Here is a 22,247-nt window from a genome sequence, read left to right as displayed (position 1 = left end):
GCGTAATGAAATTTACTGATATATTTATTAAACGCCCAATATTGGCAATCTCGTTAAGTTTATTAATTGTTTTATTAGGGGTACAAGCACTCACTAAAATGCAGGTACGTGAATACCCTGAAATGACAAATACGGTTATTACTATCTCTACCAGCTATTACGGAGCTAACGCAAATTTAATTCAAGGATTTATCACCCAGCCTATTGAACAAGCGATTGCTCAAGCTGATAACATTGACTTTATTACTTCACAGAGCTTCATGGGACGCTCTAGCATAAAAGTATTTATGAAATTAAATACTGACCCAAATGGTGCGGTGGCAGATATCTTAGCCAAGGTTAATAGTGTGCGCTCAGTACTGCCGAGCGAAGCCGAAGATCCTACCATTGACCTTAGTACGGGAGCTTCTACTTCTGTTATCTATATTGCCTTTGCAAGTAAACAATTAAATAATAGCCAAATAACGGATTATCTAGAGCGCGTTATTAAACCGCAATTATTTAGCATTAATGGCGTTGCAAAAGTAAATCTTTATGGTGGCACACCTTTTGCACTCCGCATTTGGCTAGATCCTGAGCGTATGGCAGGATTTAATTTAACCACAAGCGATGTTATACAAATATTGCAAGCTAACAATATTCAATCGGCAACAGGCCAAGCAAATGGTTACTACACTCTGTATAACGGTAAAACAGAAACACAAGTTAAAAGCGCTTCTGAATTAGAGACTTTAATTGTCGCAACACGAGAAAACGGAAAAGTTATCCGTTTAAAAGATATTGCTCGCGTTTCGCTAGAAAAGAGCCATGACACATACCGCTCAATGGCAAATGGTAAAAATGCGGTTATTGTCGCTATAGATGCATCTCCAACTGCAAACCCTCTTGATATCACTGCGGGGGTTCTGAAAATGTTACCCAGTTTTGATAAAAACATACCCAGTTCCATTAAAATGAATGTTCTTTATGATTCAACCATCGCCATTAATGAATCCATTACTGAAGTAATGAAAACCATTGCCGAAGCAGGAGCTATCGTACTTATTGTGATGATCCTGTTCTTAGGCTCATGGCGCGCGGTTGTTATCCCCATCATTACCATTCCCCTTTCTTTAATTGGCGTGTTAGTGGTTATGCAGGTATTTGGTTTTACTATCAATTTAATGACTCTACTCGCAATGGTACTGGCAATTGGATTAGTGGTCGATGATGCCATTGTGGTCGTTGAAAATGTAGATCGGCATATTAAAGCGGGGGAGACGCCTTTTCGCGCAGCCATCATTGGTACACGAGAGATAGCAGGGCCAGTTATTTCAATGACGATAACTTTAGCTGCAGTATATGCTCCTATCGCTTTAATGGGAGGCATTACAGGCTCTCTTTTTACCGAGTTTGCTCTCACCCTCGCTGGCGCTGTTTTTGTTTCAGGATTTCTTGCATTAACGCTTTCTCCCATGATGTGTAGCATCATGCTTACAAGCAAACATCAACCGAATCGTTTTGAAACAACAATAGACAATACGTTGTCTTACATTACACTTCGCTACTCAAATTTACTCGACAAAGTAATGGAGCGTCGACCAGCTGTTATTGTTTTTTGTGCTCTCGTCTTTATTTCTTTACCTTTACTCTTTAAATACATCCCTGCGGAGCTTGCTCCCACGGAAGATAAAGGCGCATTAATGGTACTAGCAAAAGCACCCTCCAATGCAAATTTAGATTACATTGAAAAGAGTATGCATCAAATAACAGACATTGCCATGAACGAGCCAAGTGTAATAAGTAGCTTGGCAATGTCGGGTGTACCTAATAGTAACCAAGGTTTTGGCATCGCAATTATGAAACCTTGGAGTCAACGAGATATTAATCCTAAACAACTCGCCTCTGCTTTAAAGTCAGATTTTGACAATATTGCGGCAATGGCAACCACTTCATTTCAAATGCCAGAGTTGCCTGGTTCATCAGGTGGATTACCCATTCAATTTGTGATCACAACATCTAATTCATTTGAAAGTCTAGTCGAAATAGCCAGTGATGTATTAGCTGCCGCACAAAGCAATCCTAAGTTTGTTTATTCGGAACTTGATTTGGCGTTCGATTCCGCGACCATGAATATTAAAATTGATCGCGATAAAGCAGGTGCTTATGGTGTAACAATGCAAGACATTGGCGTAACATTAGGCACCCTATTAAGTGATGGTTATATAAATCGTATTGATCTAAATGGACGTAGTTATGAAGTCATTGCACAAGTTGAAAGAAAATATCGTCTATCTCCGGATAAATTAGGTAATTTCTTTGTTAGAGCTAAAAATGGAGATATGTTGCCATTAAGTGAATTAATTACCATCGATATCACTGCAGAGCCCCGCTCTCTTGCCCATTTTAATCAGCTCAATAGCGCCACCATAGGAGTAGTACTTGCCCCGGGAGTCGCTATGGGTGATGCGATCACGTTCTTTGATGAGCTCGCCACCACCAAATTACCACAAGGCTATAATCATAGTTATTTAGGTGAAGCTCGACAATATGTAGAAGAAGGTGGTGCATTGTATGCCACATTCCTACTGGCGATATTGATTATTTTCCTTGTGCTAGCAAGTCAATTTGAAAGTGCTCGAGACCCCTTGGTTATTCTAATGACCGTGCCTTTAGCAATCAGTGGCGCGCTTGTTGCTCTTGCTTGGGGGGCGGCTACAATGAATATTTATACACAGGTGGGTTTGATAACATTGGTGGGTTTAATAACCAAACATGGCATTTTAATCGCAGAAGTTGCTAAAGAAGAGCAGCTACACCATGGTTTAAATCGTATTGATGCCGTTAAAAAGGCTGCCAGTGTTCGACTACGCCCTATTTTAATGACAACCGCAGCGATGGTTGCTGGCCTAGTACCATTGCTCTTTGCAACCGGTGCGGGTGCTGTTAGTCGTTTTGGTATCGGTATCGTTATCGTATCTGGTCTATCCATCGGGACATTATTTACTTTATTTATATTACCCGTTATTTACTCTTACATAGCAAGTACACATGCACCCGAAAAGGAATTTGATGAAACGCTAAAATTGAAAGTTCGAGATAAATAAAATAAAATATTAAAATATTAAAATAAAACGTTAAAAACAAAAGGAACACGCTATAAATAACGCGCCCCTTTATCAATAGATTATTAAAAAATAAGGGCTAATATATATTATTCAACACCGTATTTTTGACGATATGCTTTTACAGCTTGTAAATGTGATTGCATAGCGGACGAGCCCTCTAAATATGTGATCACATCATTAAACTTAACAATTGAAATCACTTTCACATCATGATCTTGTTCGATTTCTTGAATCGCAGAAAGTGAACCATTACCTTTTTCTTGGCGATCTAAAGCGATTAAAACACCTGCCAGTTGTGCATTATGTGCATTAATGAGCGTCATTGATTCTCTAATTGCAGTTCCCGCTGTAATAACATCATCAACGAGCATGATTTTGCCTTGCAAGGTAGCGCCTACTAAACAACCACCTTCTCCGTGTTTTTTTTCTTCTTTACGATTAAAACAATAGGGAAGATCCAAATCATAATCATTGGCTAAAGCGACTGCAGTTGTCGTTACGATTGGGATCCCTTTATACGCGGGCCCAAATAATAAATCATATTCTATTTTTGAATCTTGTAATGCTGCCGCATAAAAACGTCCTAAACGCGCCAGATCTCGACCGGTATTAAACAAACCTGCATTAAAAAAATAAGGACTTATCCGACCAGATTTCAAAGTGAATTCGCCAAATTTCAGCACTTCTTTTTCAATCGCAAAGGCAATAAATTCGCGTTGGTAATCTTTCATTATTTACGCTCCCTTTAATGCTTTTTTCTGCTCAACAATCAGTTTATCAATTCCACCTTTGGCCAAAGCTAACATAGCTAATAACTGTTCATGTGAAAAAGCACCTTTTTCTGCTGTGCCTTGAATTTCAATCATGCCTCCATCTTCAGTCATTACAACATTCATATCCGTTTGTGCATTTGAATCTTCAGCATAATCAAGATCGCATACAGGAGTATCTTTGTAAATACCCACTGAAACGGCTGCTATCATCTGTTTGAGGGGGCTTTTCTTGATTTTGCCTTCTGCTACCATCCAATTTAATGCATCGGCTAACGCAATACATGCTCCCGTAATTGAAGCAGTACGCGTGCCACCGTCAGCTTGGATAACATCACAATCTACAGTTATCATATTTTCACCAAAAGCGTCTAAATCAACAGCTGCTCTTAATGATCTCGCTATCAAACGTTGTATCTCTAATGTTCGACCTCCCTGCTTGCCTTTAGCCGCTTCACGTTGATTTCGTGTGTGCGTCGCACGAGGTAGCATCGCATATTCAGCAGTGATCCAGCCTTTACCTTTACCTTTTAAAAAACGTGGTACAGAATCAGAAACAGAAGCATTGCACAATACTTTAGTGTTACCAATTTCAATTAACACAGATCCCTCTGCATAATCTGTAAAATGACGGGTGATTTTAATTTCACGATTTTGCTCTGGGGTACGCTTACTCGGACGCATAAATAAAAAAGCCTTGTATAGAAATGAAAACCTAGTATATCGGCTCTGAACAATAAATTCAAAATAGGAGCGATGTATTATTTACATATTTGTAACCGTTAAAACTATTTTTCGCATACAGTAAACTACGATAGCAGTAAGCGATTGTAAAGAGACACTACAATCGCTTGATACCAAAGCTTTATTGGTCGGCTATATTGCTTATTTTAATTTCTTTATCGAGTTTTAAGATTGCTTTATCTTTAAACTTTTGACCCGCTACTTGCACTATTATTTGTTGCCGATGTGATCCTTGAATAAATATCGTTTGATAAAAATCTTTAACATCAGCCAGAGTGATCTCGGATAATTGTTTAATATACGCATTTTTACCGTTGATATTCGGACGGATATTTAACCACTGAAGTGTTAAATATGAAAATTCCGATGCCAATGACGTCGGTTTAGCTAAATAGTTTGCCACTTGTGATTTTTGAACGTCTTTAAAGTGATCTACCGTGACATTTTTAAGCTGCTTTTTAAATTGTACGATAAAAGCCTCAAAACGCAGATACAACGACTGATTTGATAATGTAGGGCTCTGTGTCACAAGAGCAAATGCAACGCTATTTTGAATAGATAAACTCATACTAAAAGGCGAATAGCTGAGCTGTTCCTGTGTACGTATTTGATCATAAAATGCAGGTTGTAATAACTTATTAAGTAACGCTGCAGTAGCTACCGCTTTATCACCGTTGAGATCGGTTAAATAAACACTTAATAAAGCATCGTCTTGCATTGCAGATGTCAAAGCATAATTTAAAGGCCCCTTTGTCACCTTCGCAACTTTACGTTGTAAATGATAAAAAGGTTTTTCTTGTATCTCAATAAGTTTCTTTAATTCACTATCTAACGCCAAAACCTCTTGCTTGCTAAAATTACCAAGTGCTAATAAGCGTAATGTAGACTGAGTGAACAGCTTGTTGCTAAAGTTTTGTAATTTTTCTAAGGTGATTTTATGTGTCGCTTGGCGCAACATTTCATCGGAGAATGCAGAAGTGCGCATTAGCTGTTTAAATGCATCAAAAGCAAAATTAAGCGTACTTAATTTTGATTTATTATCGAGTAAACGCAATATTTCTTGCTGTGCTTGCACTAATTCATTTTCATTAAATTGTGCATTTTTTAGTTTTTTTACTAACGTAAGCAATAACATATCTTGCTTATCACTATAGCCTGAAGTGCTCAATAATAGCCCATCATATGCATTTAAAGAGAAATCTAAACCTGCCTCTTGAGTCATGAAGTCAAGACCTGAGAGCTGTTTATCTAATACATATAAGAACATCGACATTAATACTTGATTTTCAGCACTATCATCAATTAAGTCTGCATTTAATTGTAATGTTAAACTTCCTTTAGGCTCTTTTAAATAAGCACTTTGCTGAAACCACAACGAATGCCCTTTTTGTGCAATCAATTGTACAGGTTCGATACTTGTTATTTTATGAACAGACAAATTCTCCGGAGACCAAGTATTATCAGGAGGCAATTGCATTTTTATAGAGTGACTAATATTAAGCCAACTTTTCAATTTGGCTTTACTTAATTTTTGATATGTATATTTTCCTTTATAATGAGGAATTTCCAACTGTCCTTTAGTCTGAGGGTTCAATACAAAAATACGACTATTTTCAGGCGTTAAATATGTTAATAATTTTTTAATAAAAAGAGGTTTAAACGCATCCAAACGATAGTCATAAAATAAAATATCTTGAATGGGGTATAATTGCATATCCGCAGATAATGTCATAACATAATTAAACGCACTGGTTTTTTTTAAAAACTTAAAATGTGTATCTAGGCTATTTTTCTGCTGCTGAAATTGTAATTCATTAACACCTTTATTTTTTATCAAATCGATAAAAGAAAACAATGTGACCATAATTTTATCTTGTGCATCTAACCCCTTAGAGGTTAATTTAAATTGCACTGAAAAACTCGAATAATTCTCACTTGTTGGGGCATAGAATCCTGCCATAACAGAATCAACTAAACCCTCTTTACGTAAAGTATCCGATAAACCCCCTTTATGATCAGAGCCAATTAAGCGACTTATATAACCACCGGGCTGATACATGTATTCATCTTTCACACTGGGCACTAAAAAATTCACTTGCAACATTTTAATATCTGCCGTTGGCTGCAAAGAAACTTTAATTGCACGCTCTTTATCCGTGATTAGCGGTATGACAATAATCGGTTTTTTAGTGTCTTTATCTATAATTTGCGTCAAATATCGACTTGCTATTTTTTCCAAATCAGTAATAGAGCGAGGACTGATTAAAACGACTTTCATTAAATTTGCCGAATAATAAGTATCAAAGAAACGCGTTAATTCATCATGTAATTTACTACCCGGCTTATCTTTTAATGTGTCTAAATCTCCCGTACTAAAGCGTGCTGAAGGGTGTTTTGGATTTAAGGTGTAGCGTTGTAATGCGTATAACTTGCGCATATCATTATCAAAATATGTTTTCTGCTCAGCATTAACCGTATGTCGCTCTTTATCTGCATAGGTTGCATCAAGTAATGGAGCACGCATCATATTCCCTAACCTATCTAATGCTTCTTCAAATACATTATCATTCACTTCAAAACCATACACCGTGATATCTTGGCCCGTGTAGGCATTAGTATACCCACCATTCTGATTCATAAAACGACTGTATGCATTAATCACGGGGTACCGCTCTGAGCCTAAAAATAACATATGCTCTAAATAATGAGCGAGCCCTAACTGGGTGTCCGGATTATGCATACTGCCAATAGGAACAGAAAGAGAAGCAGCACTATTTTTTAAATCAGGATCGGAGATCAATAGCACTTCTAATTTATTCTTTAGACGGATCTGCACATATTTTCGGTGATCATTAGAGCTTTTTTGAATCGAGGTTGTTAAAACTTGAAAGGTTTGCTTCGCATCTCTGGCAGGAGAAAGAAGCGTATTAGCAAATACGTTTGCTACACCACATAAAAAGAATAGAAGAACAACTTTACAACATAATTTATTTAATAACATTCTACATACCTATTATAACATTAGACTTTAAGCCAAAAAGTAACCGGCCCATCATTTGTTGATGATACCTGCATATTGGCCGCAAACACTCCATTTTCTACTCGTAAATGACATAAACGACATAACTCACTAAAATTCTCATATAGTTTTTTTGCGGTTTCGGGTGAGCTACCATTTGAAAATCCAGGACGGTTACCTTTATTAGTAATGGCTGCCAGTGTGAATTGAGAAATAACTAAAATATCTCCTTGTATCTGTTGCACATTAAGATTCATTTTACCCTGACTATCGGCAAATAAGCGAAAAGCCAATACTTTATCAACAAGTTTTTGACATTTAGTAATATCGTCTTCCTTTTCAATTCCCAATAAAATAAGTAATCCCTGGTTAATTTCTCCAACAACTTTATCCGAAACTTCGACTTTAGCTTTTGTTACACGTTGTATTAGTGCAATCATAATACCTCTCATTATTTTTTTCTTGTTGGATAAACTCATCAATGCTAACACTTACCTCTGCACCAAATAAAACAATTAACCAATTAAAGTAGACCCATACAAAAAGAAGAGGGATCACCGCCAAAGCACCATATATTATTTGCTGAGAGGGAAAGTTTATAATGTATAAACTAAATAAATCAGTTCCCATATGTAATAATATCGCACTGCTCAATCCACCGATTAAAGCATGCCGAGTATTTACTTTTTGATGCGGAACTAAAGTATACACGCCTGAAAAAGACAACCAAGAGATAATAAAAGGCATAAAACTCAGTAATTGCTCTCCCACTGATAAAAAACCTTTCACTTTTACAATCGTAAATAAATAAGAGCTTAAAGCAATACTTCCACCCAATATAATTGGACCTAAACTTAAAATCGTCCAATAAATGGTAAAGGCATGAACCCAAGAGCGCTTAATAGAGCAACGCCAAATACGGTTTATGGTTTTATCTATCGTCGAAATTAATAATAATGCGATAACTATCAAAGAAGCGATTCCCATCATACTCATTTTTTTAGTATTTTCGATAAAACCACTCATATGTAACTTAAGAGCATCTCCTGATGAGGGTAAAAAGTTATTATAAATAAAGTTTTCAAACATTTTATTTATATCAGAAAACATAGGAAAAGCTGAGAGCATATAAAAAATAACTGCAAGACAAGGAACAATAGATAATAAAGTAACATAAGCAAGATGTCCTGCTGGAACATTTATATTATCTTGACGACAACGTTTATATAAAAAAAGAAAGTATCGCATCCTATATTTAACTTGCTGAGTAACCCTTAATCTGAACATTTCACCCCCTAAAATCGTATTCAAAATATGCTTTACATTAGGATATAATACATGAAGCAATATTAATCAAAAAACAAATCCTTGCGACATTCTTTATCCGTCAAAATAGTCTTAATTAAAGTACACGGCTATTAAAATAGATGCGGTAAGGAGAAGCTATTAAATAGCTATCGCGATCAAACAGAATATGTTTTATGACAACAACTATATTCCGTATTCAAAAGTTTAATCGCTGTTTTTAACACGAATATTATCTTGTATATAATTATATACACCATTTTATGTACTGCCTCATACATGCTCATTACCCTATTTTAGATAAAAAAAGCCCTTACCTGCCAAAACAGATAAGGGCTTTTAAACATTAAACGAGTTTACTACATACCTTTTTTAGGGCGAGCTGCACGTTTACGTTCATTTTCCGTTAATAATTTTTTACGAATACGAATACATTTCGGAGTTACTTCAACTAATTCATCTACATCAATAAACTCTAAAGCTTGCTCAAGCGTCATATTGATAAAAGGTGAAAGTGTTTGCGCTTCATCAGTACCAGATGAACGTACGTTAGTCAGTTGTTTACCACGAATACAGTTAACCGTTAAATCGTTTGAACGGTTATGAATGCCAATGATTTGACCTTCGTATACTTCTGTTGCATGACCTAAGAATAGACGACCACGATCTTGTAAGAAGAACAATGAGTAAGTAACAGCCTTACCCGCTTGATTACAAACTAATACGCCATTTTGACGTTGACCAATAGTGCCACCTTTATGGGGACCGTAATGATCAAAAGTATGATAAAGAAGACCAGAGCCAGATGTCATTGTCAGAAATTCAGTTTGGAAACCGATCAAACCACGACTTGGGATCATAAAGTCTAAACGTATACGACCTTTACCATCTGGGATCATGTTAGTCAATTCAGCTTTACGAATGCCTAATTGCTCCATGATACTGCCTTGATGTTGCTCTTCACAATCAACCGTTAATGTTTCCATTGGCTCATGTAACACACCATCAACCATGCGCTCGATAACTTCAGGACGAGAAACTGCTAGCTCAAAACCTTCACGACGCATATTTTCTATTAATATAGCAAGATGTAGTTCACCACGACCCGATACTTTAAATTTATCAGGATCACCAGTTTCTTCAACTTTAAGTGCAACATTATGCACGAGCTCTTTATTTAAACGATCTAAAATATTACGCGATGTAACATACTTTCCTTCTCTACCACAAAATGGTGAATTATTAACTTGGAAAGTCATGGTAACCGTTGGTTCATCAACACTTAGTGGTGGTAATGCTTCTACATTATTTTGTGCACAAACTGTATCAGAAATTTTAAGCTCGCCTAAACCACTGATTGCAACAATATTACCCGCTTCTGCCACATCAATATTGTAACGCTCAAGCCCTAAGTAACCTAATACTTGGCCAACTTTAGCTTTACGCTGCTTACCGTCACTACCAATTATTGTTACTTGTTGGTTAACTTTAACACTACCACGCATAATACGACCTACGCCGATAACACCAACATAAGCATTATGATCAAGTTGTGAGATCTGCATTTGGAGATCGCCATCACGATCACCTTTTGGTGGATCAACATGATCAACAATTGCTTGGAATAATGATTCCATGTTTTCTGTTGGCTCTGCAGATTCTGAATTTGCCCAACCATTTAATGCAGATGCATAAACAACTTTAAAATCTAACTGTTCATCTGTTGCACCTAAGTTATCAAACAAATCAAAAACTTGATCGATTACCCACTCTGGACGTGCTCCAGGTTTATCAATCTTATTAATGATAACAATAGGTTTTAAGCCTTGTGCAAATGCTTTTTGAGTTACAAAACGCGTTTGAGGCATCGGCCCATCTACAGCATCAACAAGTAAACAAACACTATCTACCATAGACATAATACGCTCAACTTCGCCACCGAAATCAGCATGCCCAGGAGTATCTACTATATTAATACGATAACCGTTCCACTCAATTGCTGTGTTTTTAGCAAGAATAGTAATACCGCGCTCTTTCTCTAAATCATTAGAGTCCATAACTCGCTCTTCATTACCGCCACGAGTATGTAATGTTCCAGATTGCTCGAGCAATTTATCAACAAGGGTAGTTTTACCATGGTCAACGTGAGCAATTATGGCAATATTTCTTAATTTATCTAACGACATGATGCGCCTCAAAATAATAATGGTTGAAAAAATACCAATTAGGTAAATTTATATAAGGTTAAATTGGCCTAATTGGTATCTGTTTGGTTACTTTAGAACACAGTTAATGCATCCGAACCGAAGTGCGCACATTGTAACCATTATTTGAGAAATAGAAAGTTTTAACTACGTCACAATAAATATATCTTTCTAAAAAATAACTTTTTATGCTGATTTTTGAATTATATGCAAAATTCAGCACCATTTATGGGAAAATAAGCACCAATACAGGGCATGTTTTTTTAAATATCTATTTTGTTTATCTAAAACACGCTATAAACGGCCTTCTACAACTTGGCACGATTCTCGCTATACTTGTTTGAATATTATTTTTTGTTATTGTTATTGTTATTGTCTTTCTATCATTCGAGGTTGTAAAAATGTCTGTAAACACTGCACAAGACGTACTTAATCTTATTAAAGAGCAAGACGTGAAATTCGTTGATTTACGTTTTACTGATACGCACGGCAAAGAGCAACACGTTTCCGTTCCATTCCACCAAGTTACCGAAGACTTTTTTGAAGACGGAAAAATGTTTGATGGCTCATCTATTGCCGGTTGGAAAGGAATTCAAGACTCAGACATGATTTTAATGCCCGACCCGAGTACTGCCGTCATTGACCCTTTTACCGATGATCTAACTCTTAACTTGCGCTGTGATGTACTAGAGCCGAAAACAATGCTTGGCTATGATCGCGATCCACGCTCCGTCGCTAAACGTGCAGAAGCATATATGCGTTCAACGGGAATTGCAGATACCATTCTTTTTGGACCAGAGCCTGAATTTTTTCTCTTTGATGACGTGCGTTATTCAAATAACATCAATGGCGCTTTTTATGCCATTGATGCAAAAGAAGCTGCTTGGAACTCGGGCACTGTTTATGAAGAAGGTAATACGGGACATCGTCCTGGAATTAAAGGTGGTTACTTTCCTGTTTCCCCTGTAGATAGCGCCCAAAACATTCGATCGGCGATGTGTTTAATCATGGAAGAGATGGGCCTTGTCGTTGAAGCGCATCATCATGAAGTTGCCACCGCAGGTCAAAATGAAATCGCCTGTCGCTTTAATACCATAGTAAAAAAAGCAGATGAATTGCAAATATATAAATATGTAGTACATAATGTTGCTCATGCCTATGGTCAAACAGCAACCTTTATGCCTAAGCCCCTTGTTGGCGATAACGGCTCTGGTAATCACTGTCACCAATCACTCGCTAAAGATGGTGTTAATTTATTCTCTGGCAACCTCTATGGTGGCCTATCACAAATGGCGCTTTATTATATTGGCGGTATTATTAAACATGCAAAAGCTATCAATGCTTACACAAATGCATCAACTAACTCATACAAACGTCTGATCCCTGGCTTTGAAGCACCTGTAATGCTTGCATATTCTGCAGGTAATCGCAGTGCATCTATCCGCATTCCAGTGGTACCATCACCTAAAGCTTCGCGTATTGAAGTACGCTTCCCCGATCCAACCATGAATCCTTATTTAGGGTTTTCTGTGATGTTAATGGCCGGTCTTGATGGTATTAAAAATAAAATCGACCCAGGTGAAGCATTAGATAAAGATCTTTATGATTTACCAAAAGAAGAAGCAGATTCAATCCCACAAGTAGCAGTATCTTTTGAAGAAGCATTAGCGGCGCTCGATGCAGATAGAGATTTCCTTCTCCACGGTGGAGTTTTCTCTAATTCATCCATTGATGCTTTTATTAAACTAAAAAAAGCAGAGTGTGAAGCGGTTTCTCAAGCGACTCATCCTAAAGAATTTGAGTTATACTACAGCGTATAACGGAATCTTAATTTTTTTATCTTAAGAAAACCCGCATATATGCGGGTTTTTTGTTTATATCGGTTTTTTGTTTTGTTGCATTATAACTTCGCTGGTATATTTAGAGTCAATGCTAGTGCGCTCAATCTTGTATAAGGAAAATAGTCATGCCTTTTTTTATTTACCTATTTTGTCTTAGCCTTCTTAGTTGCAATCTTTACGCTTCCGAGACTTTAATTTATAAAGAAATTGATAAACAAGGTAATGTTCGCTTTTCCGATAGGTCCCAAAATCACACACAACCTATTAACATACAAATCAATAATGTTACACCTGCACGAATAGAAAAAGAAATTAAAAAAGAAGTAAAAAAATTAACATACAAATCAATAATGTTACACCTGCACGAATAGAAAAAGAAATTAAAAAAGAAGTAAAATCACAACAAATAAAAATAATTGCACATGAAATCAACATTATTTTCCCCCGCGATGATATGTCTATACGAAGCAATAATGGACTTTTGAATGTACAGGTAAATATATCACCACGCATGCAACAAACATATCGATTACAATTATTCATTGATGCAACTAAAGTGGGAAAAGCTCAATACTCTACAAACATTAGGCTTCAAAATATCGCACGAGGTACGCATAGCTTGCAAGTTTACTTGCTAGACAAAAACTCAAATGTGCTGAATAAAAGCCCCATTATTCATATACACCTATTACGCTCCACAGTAAAAAGATAATAACTAATGTTATCAACTAATGATCTAAAATTTCCCTTTATACTCTTAGAAGAAGCACAAACTGCCTTTCTTGTTATTCATCTAGGGGGAAAGGTCATCTATGCGAATCCAGCAACTGAATTATTACTTTTACAAAGTACTCAGCGCCTTTACACACAAACATTGAGCCAACTCGCTCATCAGTTTCATTTTGATAAACGCTATATTGAAAAAGTATTTAAAACCCAAAATTCATTTACACAAAGTGACGTTTCGTTATTAATTGAAGGTAAATCTTTATTTTTAAACTTAAGTGTTAGCCCTCTGTCATTTAATAGCCAAGCGCATGTACTAATTGAAATGCAAGGTATTAGCCAACAACGTAAATCACGACAAGTCTATTACCAACAACACCAACAACAAATAGCACAAGATTTAATGCGCTCTTTGGCACATGAAATTAAAAATCCATTAGGAGGACTTCGCGGGGCTGCGCAACTATTAGAAGCCGAATTAGCCAATGCAGATTTAAAAGAATTTACTCAAATAATTATTCAACAAGCTGATAGATTGAACGCATTAGTCGACCGTTTACTGGGCCCAACGAAAATAGGTACACGTAAATTGGACAACATCCATGTGGCTCTAGAAAAAATGCGTAAATTAGTGCAATTAGATTTGCCCGAAAACATCCGCATTCGAGTGGATTATGACCCGAGTATCCCTGATTTTGAAATGCAATCAGATCAACTACAACAAGCTTTCCTAAATATTGTACAAAATGCAGTACAAGCGTTATGTAGCGCCAATACACCCGACGCGCAAATAACTATCCGGACGCGTAGTGCCCACCAAATAACAATTAACGGTAGACCACAACGTTTAGTCGCAGAAATAAAAATAATCGATAATGGTCCGGGTATTAGCAAACATTTACAAGATACTCTTTTCTTTCCGATGGTCACTGGCAAAAAGAAAGGCACCGGATTAGGATTATCGATTGCACAAACACTCATAAAGCAACATCATGGACGTATCGAATACCAAAGTTGTAGCACACAAACTGAATTTTTGATCTATTTACCAATCATTTTATAAAAGAGAGAAATCATGGCAACAGCATGGATAGTAGATGACGATCATGCCATTCGTTGGGTATTAGAGCGTACGCTAAAAACAAAACAGATAAGTTATGCCAGTTTTCCCGACGCAGAAAGCTTGTGGGAGCAGCTACAAATCGAGCAACCCGAAGTGATTATCTCTGATATCCGTATGCAGGGTATAGACGGCTTAGCGCTTATGCGACGCATTCATCAAAAATTCCCACAACTCCCTATTATCATAATGACTGCGCACAGCGACTTAGACAGTGCTGTCAATGCTTATCAAAATGGCGCTTTTGAATATTTACCCAAACCGTTTGATATTCATGAAGCTAGCATCATGATACAACGGGCAATTAGTCACAGTTTAGAATTAAAACAGAAGAAATCACAGCCTGAAATAGCATTACATACTCCAGAAATAATAGGCAAAGCACCCGCGATGCAAGATGTATTTCGTGTTATTGGGCGCCTCTCTCGATCAAGTATGAATGTATTGATTAATGGCCAATCTGGCACCGGAAAAGAGCTTGTTGCACATGCCCTGCATAAGCATAGCCCTAGACGCACGCAAACATTTATTGCTTTAAATATGGCTGCCATTCCCAGAGAACTTATTGAAGCCGAGCTCTTTGGCCATGAAAAAGGTGCTTTTACAGGCGCTGTACAAAAACGAACAGGACGCTTTGAGCAAGCTGATGGTGGTACATTATTTCTTGATGAAATTGGAGATATGCCCTTAGATGTCCAAACGCGTTTATTACGCGTTCTTTCTGATGGACATTTTTATCGAATCGGTGGCACACAAGAAGTTCACGTTGATGTACGAATTATCGCAGCAACACATCACAATTTAGAAGAAAAAGTTGCAAAGGGGGACTTTAGAGAAGATCTGTTTCACCGTTTGAATGTTATACGTTTACAGCTACCGGCATTACAAGAACGTCGCGAAGACATCCCCTTATTAAGCCAGCATTTTTTACAACAAATTGCCACAGAGTTAAATGTTGAACAGAAAAAAATTAGTGCGAAGTGTCAAAAATATTTACAAAGCCTAGCGTGGCCTGGTAATGTTCGCCAACTTGAAAATTTATGTCGCTGGCTTACGGTAATGGCCAGCGGTCAAGAAATACATATTCATGACCTACCTTTAGATCTCAAAGCGCAAACAACAACCCATTCTAACAATGCTCCTGAGTGGCAACAAATGCTGGTACAATGGACTCGCTCCGCGTTACAAAACGGACAACAAAATTTACTAAGTGAAGCCTTACCTCAGCTAGAAAAATTAATGTTACAAACTACTTTATCTTTTACTCATGGTAAAAAATTAGAAGCAGCTCAGAAACTCGGTTGGGGACGCAACACCTTAACACGCAAATTAAAAGAATTTAACCTTTAATAAAATGCGATCTTAGACTTCTAGAATAGGCACATTTAAATTTTTTTATTTGCCTATAAATCGCATGATGAAATCTAATATGGATTAGACATTTATATCTCTATTGTAACGATGCTATTCCTTTAAAATTTTTACAAAAAATAAAGATTAAACTTGCCCATAGTCTTGGTTATCACCTAACCAGCGTTTGGTTAATGGCATTATATATTGTGGATATTCATAGAGTAATTGCTGTGCAAGGCGCTTTACATCCGGAAGTAAACTTTGATCGCGTAATAAATCTGCAATTTTAAAGCTGGCAACGCCCGTTTGTTTAGTCCCTAATACTTCTCCTGGCCCGCGTATAATAAGATCTTGCTCTGCAATATAAAAACCATCATTACTACGCCGCAATATTTGTAAACGTTTTTTTGCCACCTTTGACAACGGATCTTTATAAAGTAAAACACAATGACTAGCAACACTGCCACGCCCCACCCGCCCGCGCAATTGATGTAATTGAGCAAGCCCTAAACGCTCCGCATTTTCAATTATCATTAAGCTGGCATTAGGCACATCGACGCCGACTTCTATCACCGTTGTAGCGACAAGCAAGTCGAGATTTCCGCTTTTAAATGCTTCCATTACATATTTCTTCTCTGACCCTCTCATCCGCCCGTGCACCAAGCCTATACGTAAATCAACAAGGGAAAGTTGCAAATCATTAGCAATATTTTCCGCAGCTTGACATTGCAAAGCTTCAGATTCAGAAATTAAAGTACATACCCAATATGCCTGACGCCCTTGATCCTTACACGCATGATAAACACGACGAATAATATCACCTCGACGAGTTTCAGGTAGTACTATGGTTTGTACTGCCGTACGCCCCGCAGGTAACTCATCAATCACCGAAACTTTCAAATCTGCATATGCGGTCATCGCCAACGTCCGTGGGATGGGTGTCGCGGTCATGGTCAATTGATGTGGAGCAAAATCTCCCGATTTTCCCTTGCTGCGCAATGCTAAACGTTGATGTACACCAAAACGGTGTTGCTCATCTACAATGATCAACTGTAAATTTTTAAATATGACATTATTTGAAAATAATGCATGTGTTCCAATCACCATTTGTGCTAAACCAAGCTGTATATCTTCCGTTTGTGAGCGTTTCTCTTTTATTTTCATCTTCCCCGATAACATCCCCACTCGCACCCCAAGAGGGCCAAACCAGTCTTGAAATGTTAAATAATGTTGCTCCGCTAATAATTCGGTAGGCGCCATAAGCGCCACTTGATAACCTGCCTCTATGACACATAATGCAGCCAGTGCCGCCACTAATGTTTTTCCAGAACCAACGTCCCCTTGTACCAGACGCATCATAGGTTTATTTTTTTGTAAATCTTGTACAATCTCAGCAACCACTCTTTGCTGCGCATTAGTGGCGGAAAAAGGCAAACCTTGTAATAATTGAGGCCCAAGTGTTGTACTTTTTGCAATTGACACACTTTGGTTTTTTTGCATGGCACTGCGTATCATTAACATATTAACTTGTTGTGCTAATAATTCTTCTAGAATCAAGCGTTGTTGTGCCGGATGGCTACGCGATTCAAGTTGCTCAATACAGGCATCGATAGGCGGCTGATGGAGATAGTGCAAAGCATCATGAAGACTTAATGGGTATGTCAACAAGTGGGTAGGTAATACTTCTTCAATATCATTTTGTTTTAATAGATGTAACGCTTGTAAAACAAGTTTACGTAAACTGTTTTGTTTTAAACCTTCAGTACAGGGATACACGGGTGTTAAATACCCCGCTTCAGTGTTTTTTTGACGTTTATCGATAAAATGATACTCTGGATGAGTGACTTCAACACCTTGATAACCAATTTTAAAATCACCAAAACATTGTATAAGACGGCCCTCTGTAAACGAATTTTGTTGCGCCACATTAAAATGGAAAAAATTAAGGCAAGCAATGCCACTTTCATCACGGATCTTACATTTTAAAATGCGTCGTTTTCCCCTTTGCACTTGGCTACTAATAATACGTCCCACAATACTGACTTGCATACCCTCTTGCAATTGCGAAATCGAATACACGCGCGCACGATCTTGGTAATGTAAGGGCAAATGAAAAAGCAAATCCGCAACCGTGTATAAATTCATTTTTGCTAAACGCTCAGAAAGTTTTATCCCGACGCCATCTAATACCGTAAGAGGTATTTTGTGTAATTTCATTGTGGTTCCAATAAAAGATAAAACATATTCAACGAAACACTGTTATAGCATTACTAGCATCAGAGACACTTACTTGAAATTTAATTTTCTCTGAACTTGCATGACCTCGTTGCTGTAAAACATGTAATAACTTCAATTGACGCAGATACAAAATCTGTAAAGTCTGTTTATCTAAGCAAATATAACGCTCACCTTTAAATTGAGCTTTAATTTCCTCATAATAACGAGTTTTAACACTCCAAAAAGCACCGACGACACCTCCTGATAAGGCAGCAACACCTAACGTCAGCCCTCCTACAGCTAAATCTATTGCAAGACCAATACCCGCGCCTTTTGCTACGGAACTACCGAGTTGCACTCCATACTCTTGTATATTATCACGAGAAAACAGGTCTAACTCCCATCGGCCTTGCTGAATATTCAATGCGCTATCTTGTATATCTTGTTGCCTAAATTGATATAAGGCTAATAATTTTTTAACACAATCCAACTCGGCTTTACGGACTTTATTTTGTAACATCAACATCGCCTTTTGGGGACCATCATCAATATCCGGCACCGCATAACGCAATGCTCCACACTCAATAATAAGCTCTGCCATTAATTTTTTTGCAAGAGTTAATAACGACTGCCACTGACTCTTACGTTGTTTTATCAATGCGCTTAATAATTCTTCTTTATCTGCGAGTAACGTTTGCATCTTTTGATAAATTTTTAATTCATCACTGAATTTAAAATTAACGTTATCAAAACAAACATACGCATGAAAATTAAGACGTGCCAATTGAGCTACCCATCGCGTCGTATTCTCTTGTTCTCCTTTAATAAAATTAAGTACCGGTATAATAGGTTTTACCGCATAGCTTAGTATCTGTAATTCATCTCGATACTTACCCAAAGTAGGCTCTCTCACATCAATCACATAGAAAATAAGATCATTTATTAGCAACGAACGTAACACTTTAGCTTCTTGCAACCATTCACCATTATCCGTTACGTTATCTAAAAAATATTGTAATCGTTCAATACCATCGACACGTTGTCCACTAAAATATGTGCTTAACAATTGTAATAAACAAGTACTATCCTCTAGACCGGGAGTATCATAAAGCGCTAATTGTTGAGTGCTATCAATCACAACAGCACCGCCTTCGACATGCCTTGTCGTCCCCGCACAATCGGCAACGTCTCCAAAGGTAACATCACGTAATAAAGTGCGTATTAATGAAGTTTTCCCTACATTTGTATGCCCTACAACTGCAACAGATAAACTAATCATTCTGACTCCTTAGCTGCATAATATTATCTAAATCAATATTTGTGTTTAAGGCTAATTGATACCATTGACTTAAACGTAACGCCCCTTTTTCTGCAGACACAATTAATGTCGCACGATATAATTATTTACATCCTATTTTGAATAACTATACGAATTCATTCGCAAAAAATAAGGTTTCATTATGAATTTTAGAGACTTAGAGTATTTAATCGCACTTGAGGAGGTAAAACACTTTCGCAAGGCCGCCGAAAAGTGTTATGTCAGCCAACCCACATTAAGTGGACAGATCCGTAAATTAGAAGAAGAGCTCAATGTTAAATTAATGGAGCGGTCATCACGTAAAGTTATTTTTACACAAGCCGGTTTAGATATTGTCGCCAAAGCAAAAAATATTTTAGTTGAGGCCAAATCATTAAAAGAGATAGCAAAAAGTTACAATGAACCTATGCAAGGACAACTACATATTGGTTTAATTCCCACCGTTGCCCCTTATTTATTGCCTTTGATCATTCCTCGCATTAGAAAAAACTTTCCCGATCTTGAGGTTTTTTTGCATGAAGATCAAACTAAAGTACTCATTAAACAACTCGAAAGTGGTGACTTAGATTGTTTAATGTTAGCTTTATTGCCTGACATGCACAATTTCAAAAAATATCCTCTTTACGTGGAGCCCTTAGAGCTAGCTTTATCTGAAACACATCGTTGGACAAACAAAAAAGAAATCGATATTAAAAAACTTTGTGGTGAGCGTATTTTAATGCTTGCTGATGGGCATTGCCTACGTGATCAAGCTTTAGGATTTTGTTTTGCCGCAGGTGCGATTGAAGACAATAGTTTCAAGGCCACCAGTTTAGAAACACTACGTCATATGATAGGTGCTGATAATGGCTTAACCCTCTTACCACAACTTGCAATTCCTCTGAGTCGCCATCAAGCAGGCATTATGTATATCCCCTTTACGGCGCCAATTCCAACACGAAATATTGTTTTATTGTGTCGAAAAAACAGCGTGCGTAAAATTTGCTTTACACAACTTTCTGCATTGATAACAAAAGCGGTCAATAAACAACTCGATAAATATTAAGCACAAAAAAGCCGAACATATGTCCGGCTTTTTTAATGTAACTTAAAAGTAAGACTAATCTTCTTTGTCTGCTACTACTGGGCGATCTACGAACTCGATGTAAGCCATTGGGGCTTTATCACCAGTACGGAAACCACATTTAATGATGCGTGTGTAACCACCAGGACGATTCGCATAGCGAGGTCCTAATTCATTAAACAATTTAGCTACGACCGCGCTATCACGCGTGCGAGCAAAAGCTAAACGACGGTTAGCAACGCTATCCGTTTTAGCTAGTGTAATTAAAGGTTCAACTACACGACGAAGTTCTTTTGCTTTTGGTAAAGTAGTCTTAATTACTTCATGCTCAACAATTGAACTCGCCATATTGCGAAACATAGCCTGACGATGGCTACTGTTTCGGTTAAGTTGACGTCCACTGTGACGATGACGCATGACTTAATCCTTATTATTCGTTATTCAGATGACTGGTATTAATCTTCGATTAAACTTACTGGTGGCCAGTTTTCTAGGCGCATACCTAGAGACAGTCCACGTGATGCAAGTACATCTTTGATTTCAGTGAGTGACTTCTTACCTAAATTAGGTGTTTTAAGAAGTTCAACTTCTGTACGTTGTACCAAATCACCAATATAGTGAATCGTTTCTGCTTTTAAACAATTAGCAGAACGAACAGTTAACTCTAAATCATCTACTGGGCGCAAGAGAATTGGATCAAACTCAGGTTTCTCTTCTTTCTCAACAGGAACATTAGCTTCACGTAAGTCAACAAATGCGTCTAATTGTTCAGCTAAAATTGTAGCTGCACGACGAATTGCTTCCTCAGGATCTATAGTACCATTTGTTTCCATATCGATGATAAGTTTGTCTAAATCTGTACGTTGTTCAACACGAGCTGACTCAACACTGTAAGCAATACGCTCAACAGGACTGAAACAAGCATCGACTAATAAACGACCGATTGGACGCTCATCTTCTTCACTATGAATACGTGTTGAAGCTGGAACGTAACCGCGACCTGATTCAATTTTAATACGCATGCTGATTTCAGCATTGCCTGTTAAATGACAGATCACATGTTCTGGGTTGACTATCTCGACATCACCATCATGGATAATGTCGCCTGCCGTAACAGGACCAGCGCCAGATTTAGTTAAGCTAACTAGAACTTCGTTTTTACCTTCAAGCTTAACAGCAAGACCTTTAAGGTTAAGAAGGATCTCAAGGATATCTTCTTGCACGCCTTCTTTGCTGCTGTACTCATGTTGTACACCATCAATTTCGACTTCGGTTACCGCTGCACCAGGCATAGACGATAATAAAATACGGCGAAGTGCGTTACCTAGAGTGTGGCCAAAACCACGCTCAAGCGGCTCTAAAGTCACTTTTGCTCTTGTTGCGTTGACTTGTTCAATATCAACTAATCTTGGTTTTAGAAAATCAATTACAGAACCCTGCATTTGTGTCCTCTCTTAGCA

Annotated in this window: 15 protein-coding genes; 5 read left to right on the top strand and 10 right to left on the bottom strand. The window is 37.5% G+C overall.

Features of this window, described 5'->3' with window-relative positions; genetic code table 11:
- Positions 1-5 precede the first annotated feature (5 nt).
- Positions 6-3,086, top strand: a complete 3,081-nt coding sequence (locus B8W84_RS00690; RefSeq protein WP_094751419.1) for a multidrug efflux RND transporter permease subunit — start codon at positions 6-8, stop codon at positions 3,084-3,086.
- Between the two features lie 107 nt (positions 3,087-3,193).
- Here B8W84_RS00690 and pyrE read toward each other — a convergent pair whose 3' ends face one another.
- From pyrE to typA, 6 genes are all read right to left on the bottom strand, one after another.
- Positions 3,194-3,838 carry an orotate phosphoribosyltransferase gene (pyrE, locus tag B8W84_RS00685; RefSeq protein ID WP_094751418.1) on the bottom strand — a complete coding sequence of 215 codons (645 nt, stop codon included), beginning with the start codon at positions 3,836-3,838 and terminating at the stop codon, positions 3,194-3,196.
- 3 nt (positions 3,839-3,841) lie between these two features.
- The gene (rph, locus tag B8W84_RS00680; RefSeq protein WP_094751417.1) at positions 3,842-4,561 is read right to left on the bottom strand and encodes a ribonuclease PH; all 720 of its coding nucleotides are present in this window, start codon (positions 4,559-4,561) and stop codon (positions 3,842-3,844) included.
- 181 nt (positions 4,562-4,742) lie between these two features.
- Positions 4,743-7,622: an insulinase family protein gene (locus B8W84_RS00675; RefSeq protein WP_094751416.1), complete on the bottom strand. Its 2,880-nt coding sequence runs from the start codon at positions 7,620-7,622 to the stop codon at positions 4,743-4,745.
- A 20-nt stretch (positions 7,623-7,642) separates the two neighbouring features.
- Positions 7,643-8,080: a D-aminoacyl-tRNA deacylase gene (dtd, locus tag B8W84_RS00670; RefSeq protein ID WP_094751415.1), complete on the bottom strand. Its 438-nt coding sequence runs from the start codon at positions 8,078-8,080 to the stop codon at positions 7,643-7,645.
- Positions 8,046-8,927 carry a virulence factor BrkB family protein gene (locus B8W84_RS00665; protein ID WP_094751414.1) on the bottom strand — a complete coding sequence of 294 codons (882 nt, stop codon included), beginning with the start codon at positions 8,925-8,927 and terminating at the stop codon, positions 8,046-8,048. The genes dtd and B8W84_RS00665 overlap by 35 nt, the downstream gene beginning before the upstream one ends.
- A 377-nt stretch (positions 8,928-9,304) precedes the next feature.
- Positions 9,305-11,131: a translational GTPase TypA gene (gene typA / locus B8W84_RS00660; protein WP_094751413.1), complete on the bottom strand. Its 1,827-nt coding sequence runs from the start codon at positions 11,129-11,131 to the stop codon at positions 9,305-9,307.
- 419 nt (positions 11,132-11,550) lie between these two features.
- Here typA and glnA point away from each other — a divergent pair, with 419 nt between their 5' ends.
- From glnA to glnG, 3 genes are all read left to right on the top strand, one after another.
- Positions 11,551-12,969, top strand: a complete 1,419-nt coding sequence (gene glnA / locus B8W84_RS00655) for a glutamate--ammonia ligase (RefSeq protein ID WP_094751412.1) — start codon at positions 11,551-11,553, stop codon at positions 12,967-12,969.
- Positions 12,970-13,708: 739 nt separating this feature from the next.
- A complete protein-coding gene (gene glnL, locus B8W84_RS00645; protein WP_094751410.1) occupies positions 13,709-14,779 on the top strand; it encodes a nitrogen regulation protein NR(II) in 1,071 nt (356 codons plus the stop codon).
- A gap of 12 nt (positions 14,780-14,791) precedes the next feature.
- Positions 14,792-16,186 (top strand): nitrogen regulation protein NR(I), encoded by a 1,395-nt coding sequence (glnG, locus tag B8W84_RS00640; RefSeq protein ID WP_094751409.1) that lies wholly within the window; start codon positions 14,792-14,794, stop codon positions 16,184-16,186.
- A gap of 147 nt (positions 16,187-16,333) precedes the next feature.
- On the opposite strand, the gene recG is transcribed toward glnG, so the two are convergent.
- Positions 16,334-18,406 carry an ATP-dependent DNA helicase RecG gene (gene recG / locus B8W84_RS00635; RefSeq protein ID WP_094751408.1) on the bottom strand — a complete coding sequence of 691 codons (2,073 nt, stop codon included), beginning with the start codon at positions 18,404-18,406 and terminating at the stop codon, positions 16,334-16,336.
- 28 nt (positions 18,407-18,434) lie between these two features.
- Positions 18,435-19,685, bottom strand: coding sequence for a DUF3482 domain-containing protein (locus tag B8W84_RS00630; RefSeq protein ID WP_094751407.1), 1,251 nt, complete (start codon positions 19,683-19,685; stop codon positions 18,435-18,437).
- Between the two features lie 181 nt (positions 19,686-19,866).
- Here B8W84_RS00630 and oxyR point away from each other — a divergent pair, with 181 nt between their 5' ends.
- Positions 19,867-20,769, top strand: coding sequence for a DNA-binding transcriptional regulator OxyR (gene oxyR, locus B8W84_RS00625; protein WP_094751406.1), 903 nt, complete (start codon positions 19,867-19,869; stop codon positions 20,767-20,769).
- 54 nt (positions 20,770-20,823) lie between these two features.
- Here oxyR and rplQ read toward each other — a convergent pair whose 3' ends face one another.
- Both rplQ and B8W84_RS00615 read right to left on the bottom strand, forming a co-directional pair.
- Positions 20,824-21,204, bottom strand: coding sequence for a 50S ribosomal protein L17 (gene rplQ, locus B8W84_RS00620; RefSeq protein WP_094751405.1), 381 nt, complete (start codon positions 21,202-21,204; stop codon positions 20,824-20,826).
- A 38-nt stretch (positions 21,205-21,242) separates the two neighbouring features.
- Positions 21,243-22,229, bottom strand: a complete 987-nt coding sequence (locus B8W84_RS00615) for a DNA-directed RNA polymerase subunit alpha (protein ID WP_094751404.1) — start codon at positions 22,227-22,229, stop codon at positions 21,243-21,245.
- Positions 22,230-22,247: the final 18 nt, after the last annotated feature.

Origin of the sequence: Psychromonas sp. CD1 (genome assembly GCF_002239585.1) — a bacterium.
In the GTDB taxonomy this organism is placed as follows: domain Bacteria; phylum Pseudomonadota; class Gammaproteobacteria; order Enterobacterales; family Psychromonadaceae; genus Psychromonas.
The sequence above is the reverse complement of the archived record's forward strand: the minus strand, read 5'-3'. Positions and strand labels throughout refer to the sequence as shown.

Bases quoted from the DNA above. Each gene is read 5' to 3' on its own strand.
- B8W84_RS00690 (WP_094751419.1), top strand. From the start codon at position 6: ATGAAATTTACTGATATATTTATTAAACGCCCAATATTGGCAATCTCG.
- pyrE (WP_094751418.1), bottom strand. From the start codon at position 3,838: ATGAAAGATTACCAACGCGAATTTATTGCCTTTGCGATTGAAAAAGAA.
- rph (WP_094751417.1), bottom strand. From the start codon at position 4,561: ATGCGTCCGAGTAAGCGTACCCCAGAGCAAAATCGTGAAATTAAAATC.
- B8W84_RS00675 (WP_094751416.1), bottom strand. From the start codon at position 7,622: ATGTTATTAAATAAATTATGTTGTAAAGTTGTTCTTCTATTCTTTTTA.
- dtd (WP_094751415.1), bottom strand. From the start codon at position 8,080: ATGATTGCACTAATACAACGTGTAACAAAAGCTAAAGTCGAAGTTTCG.
- B8W84_RS00665 (WP_094751414.1), bottom strand. From the start codon at position 8,927: ATGTTCAGATTAAGGGTTACTCAGCAAGTTAAATATAGGATGCGATAC.
- typA (WP_094751413.1), bottom strand. From the start codon at position 11,131: ATGTCGTTAGATAAATTAAGAAATATTGCCATAATTGCTCACGTTGAC.
- glnA (WP_094751412.1), top strand. From the start codon at position 11,551: ATGTCTGTAAACACTGCACAAGACGTACTTAATCTTATTAAAGAGCAA.
- glnL (WP_094751410.1), top strand. From the start codon at position 13,709: ATGTTATCAACTAATGATCTAAAATTTCCCTTTATACTCTTAGAAGAA.
- glnG (WP_094751409.1), top strand. From the start codon at position 14,792: ATGGCAACAGCATGGATAGTAGATGACGATCATGCCATTCGTTGGGTA.
- recG (WP_094751408.1), bottom strand. From the start codon at position 18,406: ATGAAATTACACAAAATACCTCTTACGGTATTAGATGGCGTCGGGATA.
- B8W84_RS00630 (WP_094751407.1), bottom strand. From the start codon at position 19,685: ATGATTAGTTTATCTGTTGCAGTTGTAGGGCATACAAATGTAGGGAAA.
- oxyR (WP_094751406.1), top strand. From the start codon at position 19,867: ATGAATTTTAGAGACTTAGAGTATTTAATCGCACTTGAGGAGGTAAAA.
- rplQ (WP_094751405.1), bottom strand. From the start codon at position 21,204: ATGCGTCATCGTCACAGTGGACGTCAACTTAACCGAAACAGTAGCCAT.
- B8W84_RS00615 (WP_094751404.1), bottom strand. From the start codon at position 22,229: ATGCAGGGTTCTGTAATTGATTTTCTAAAACCAAGATTAGTTGATATT.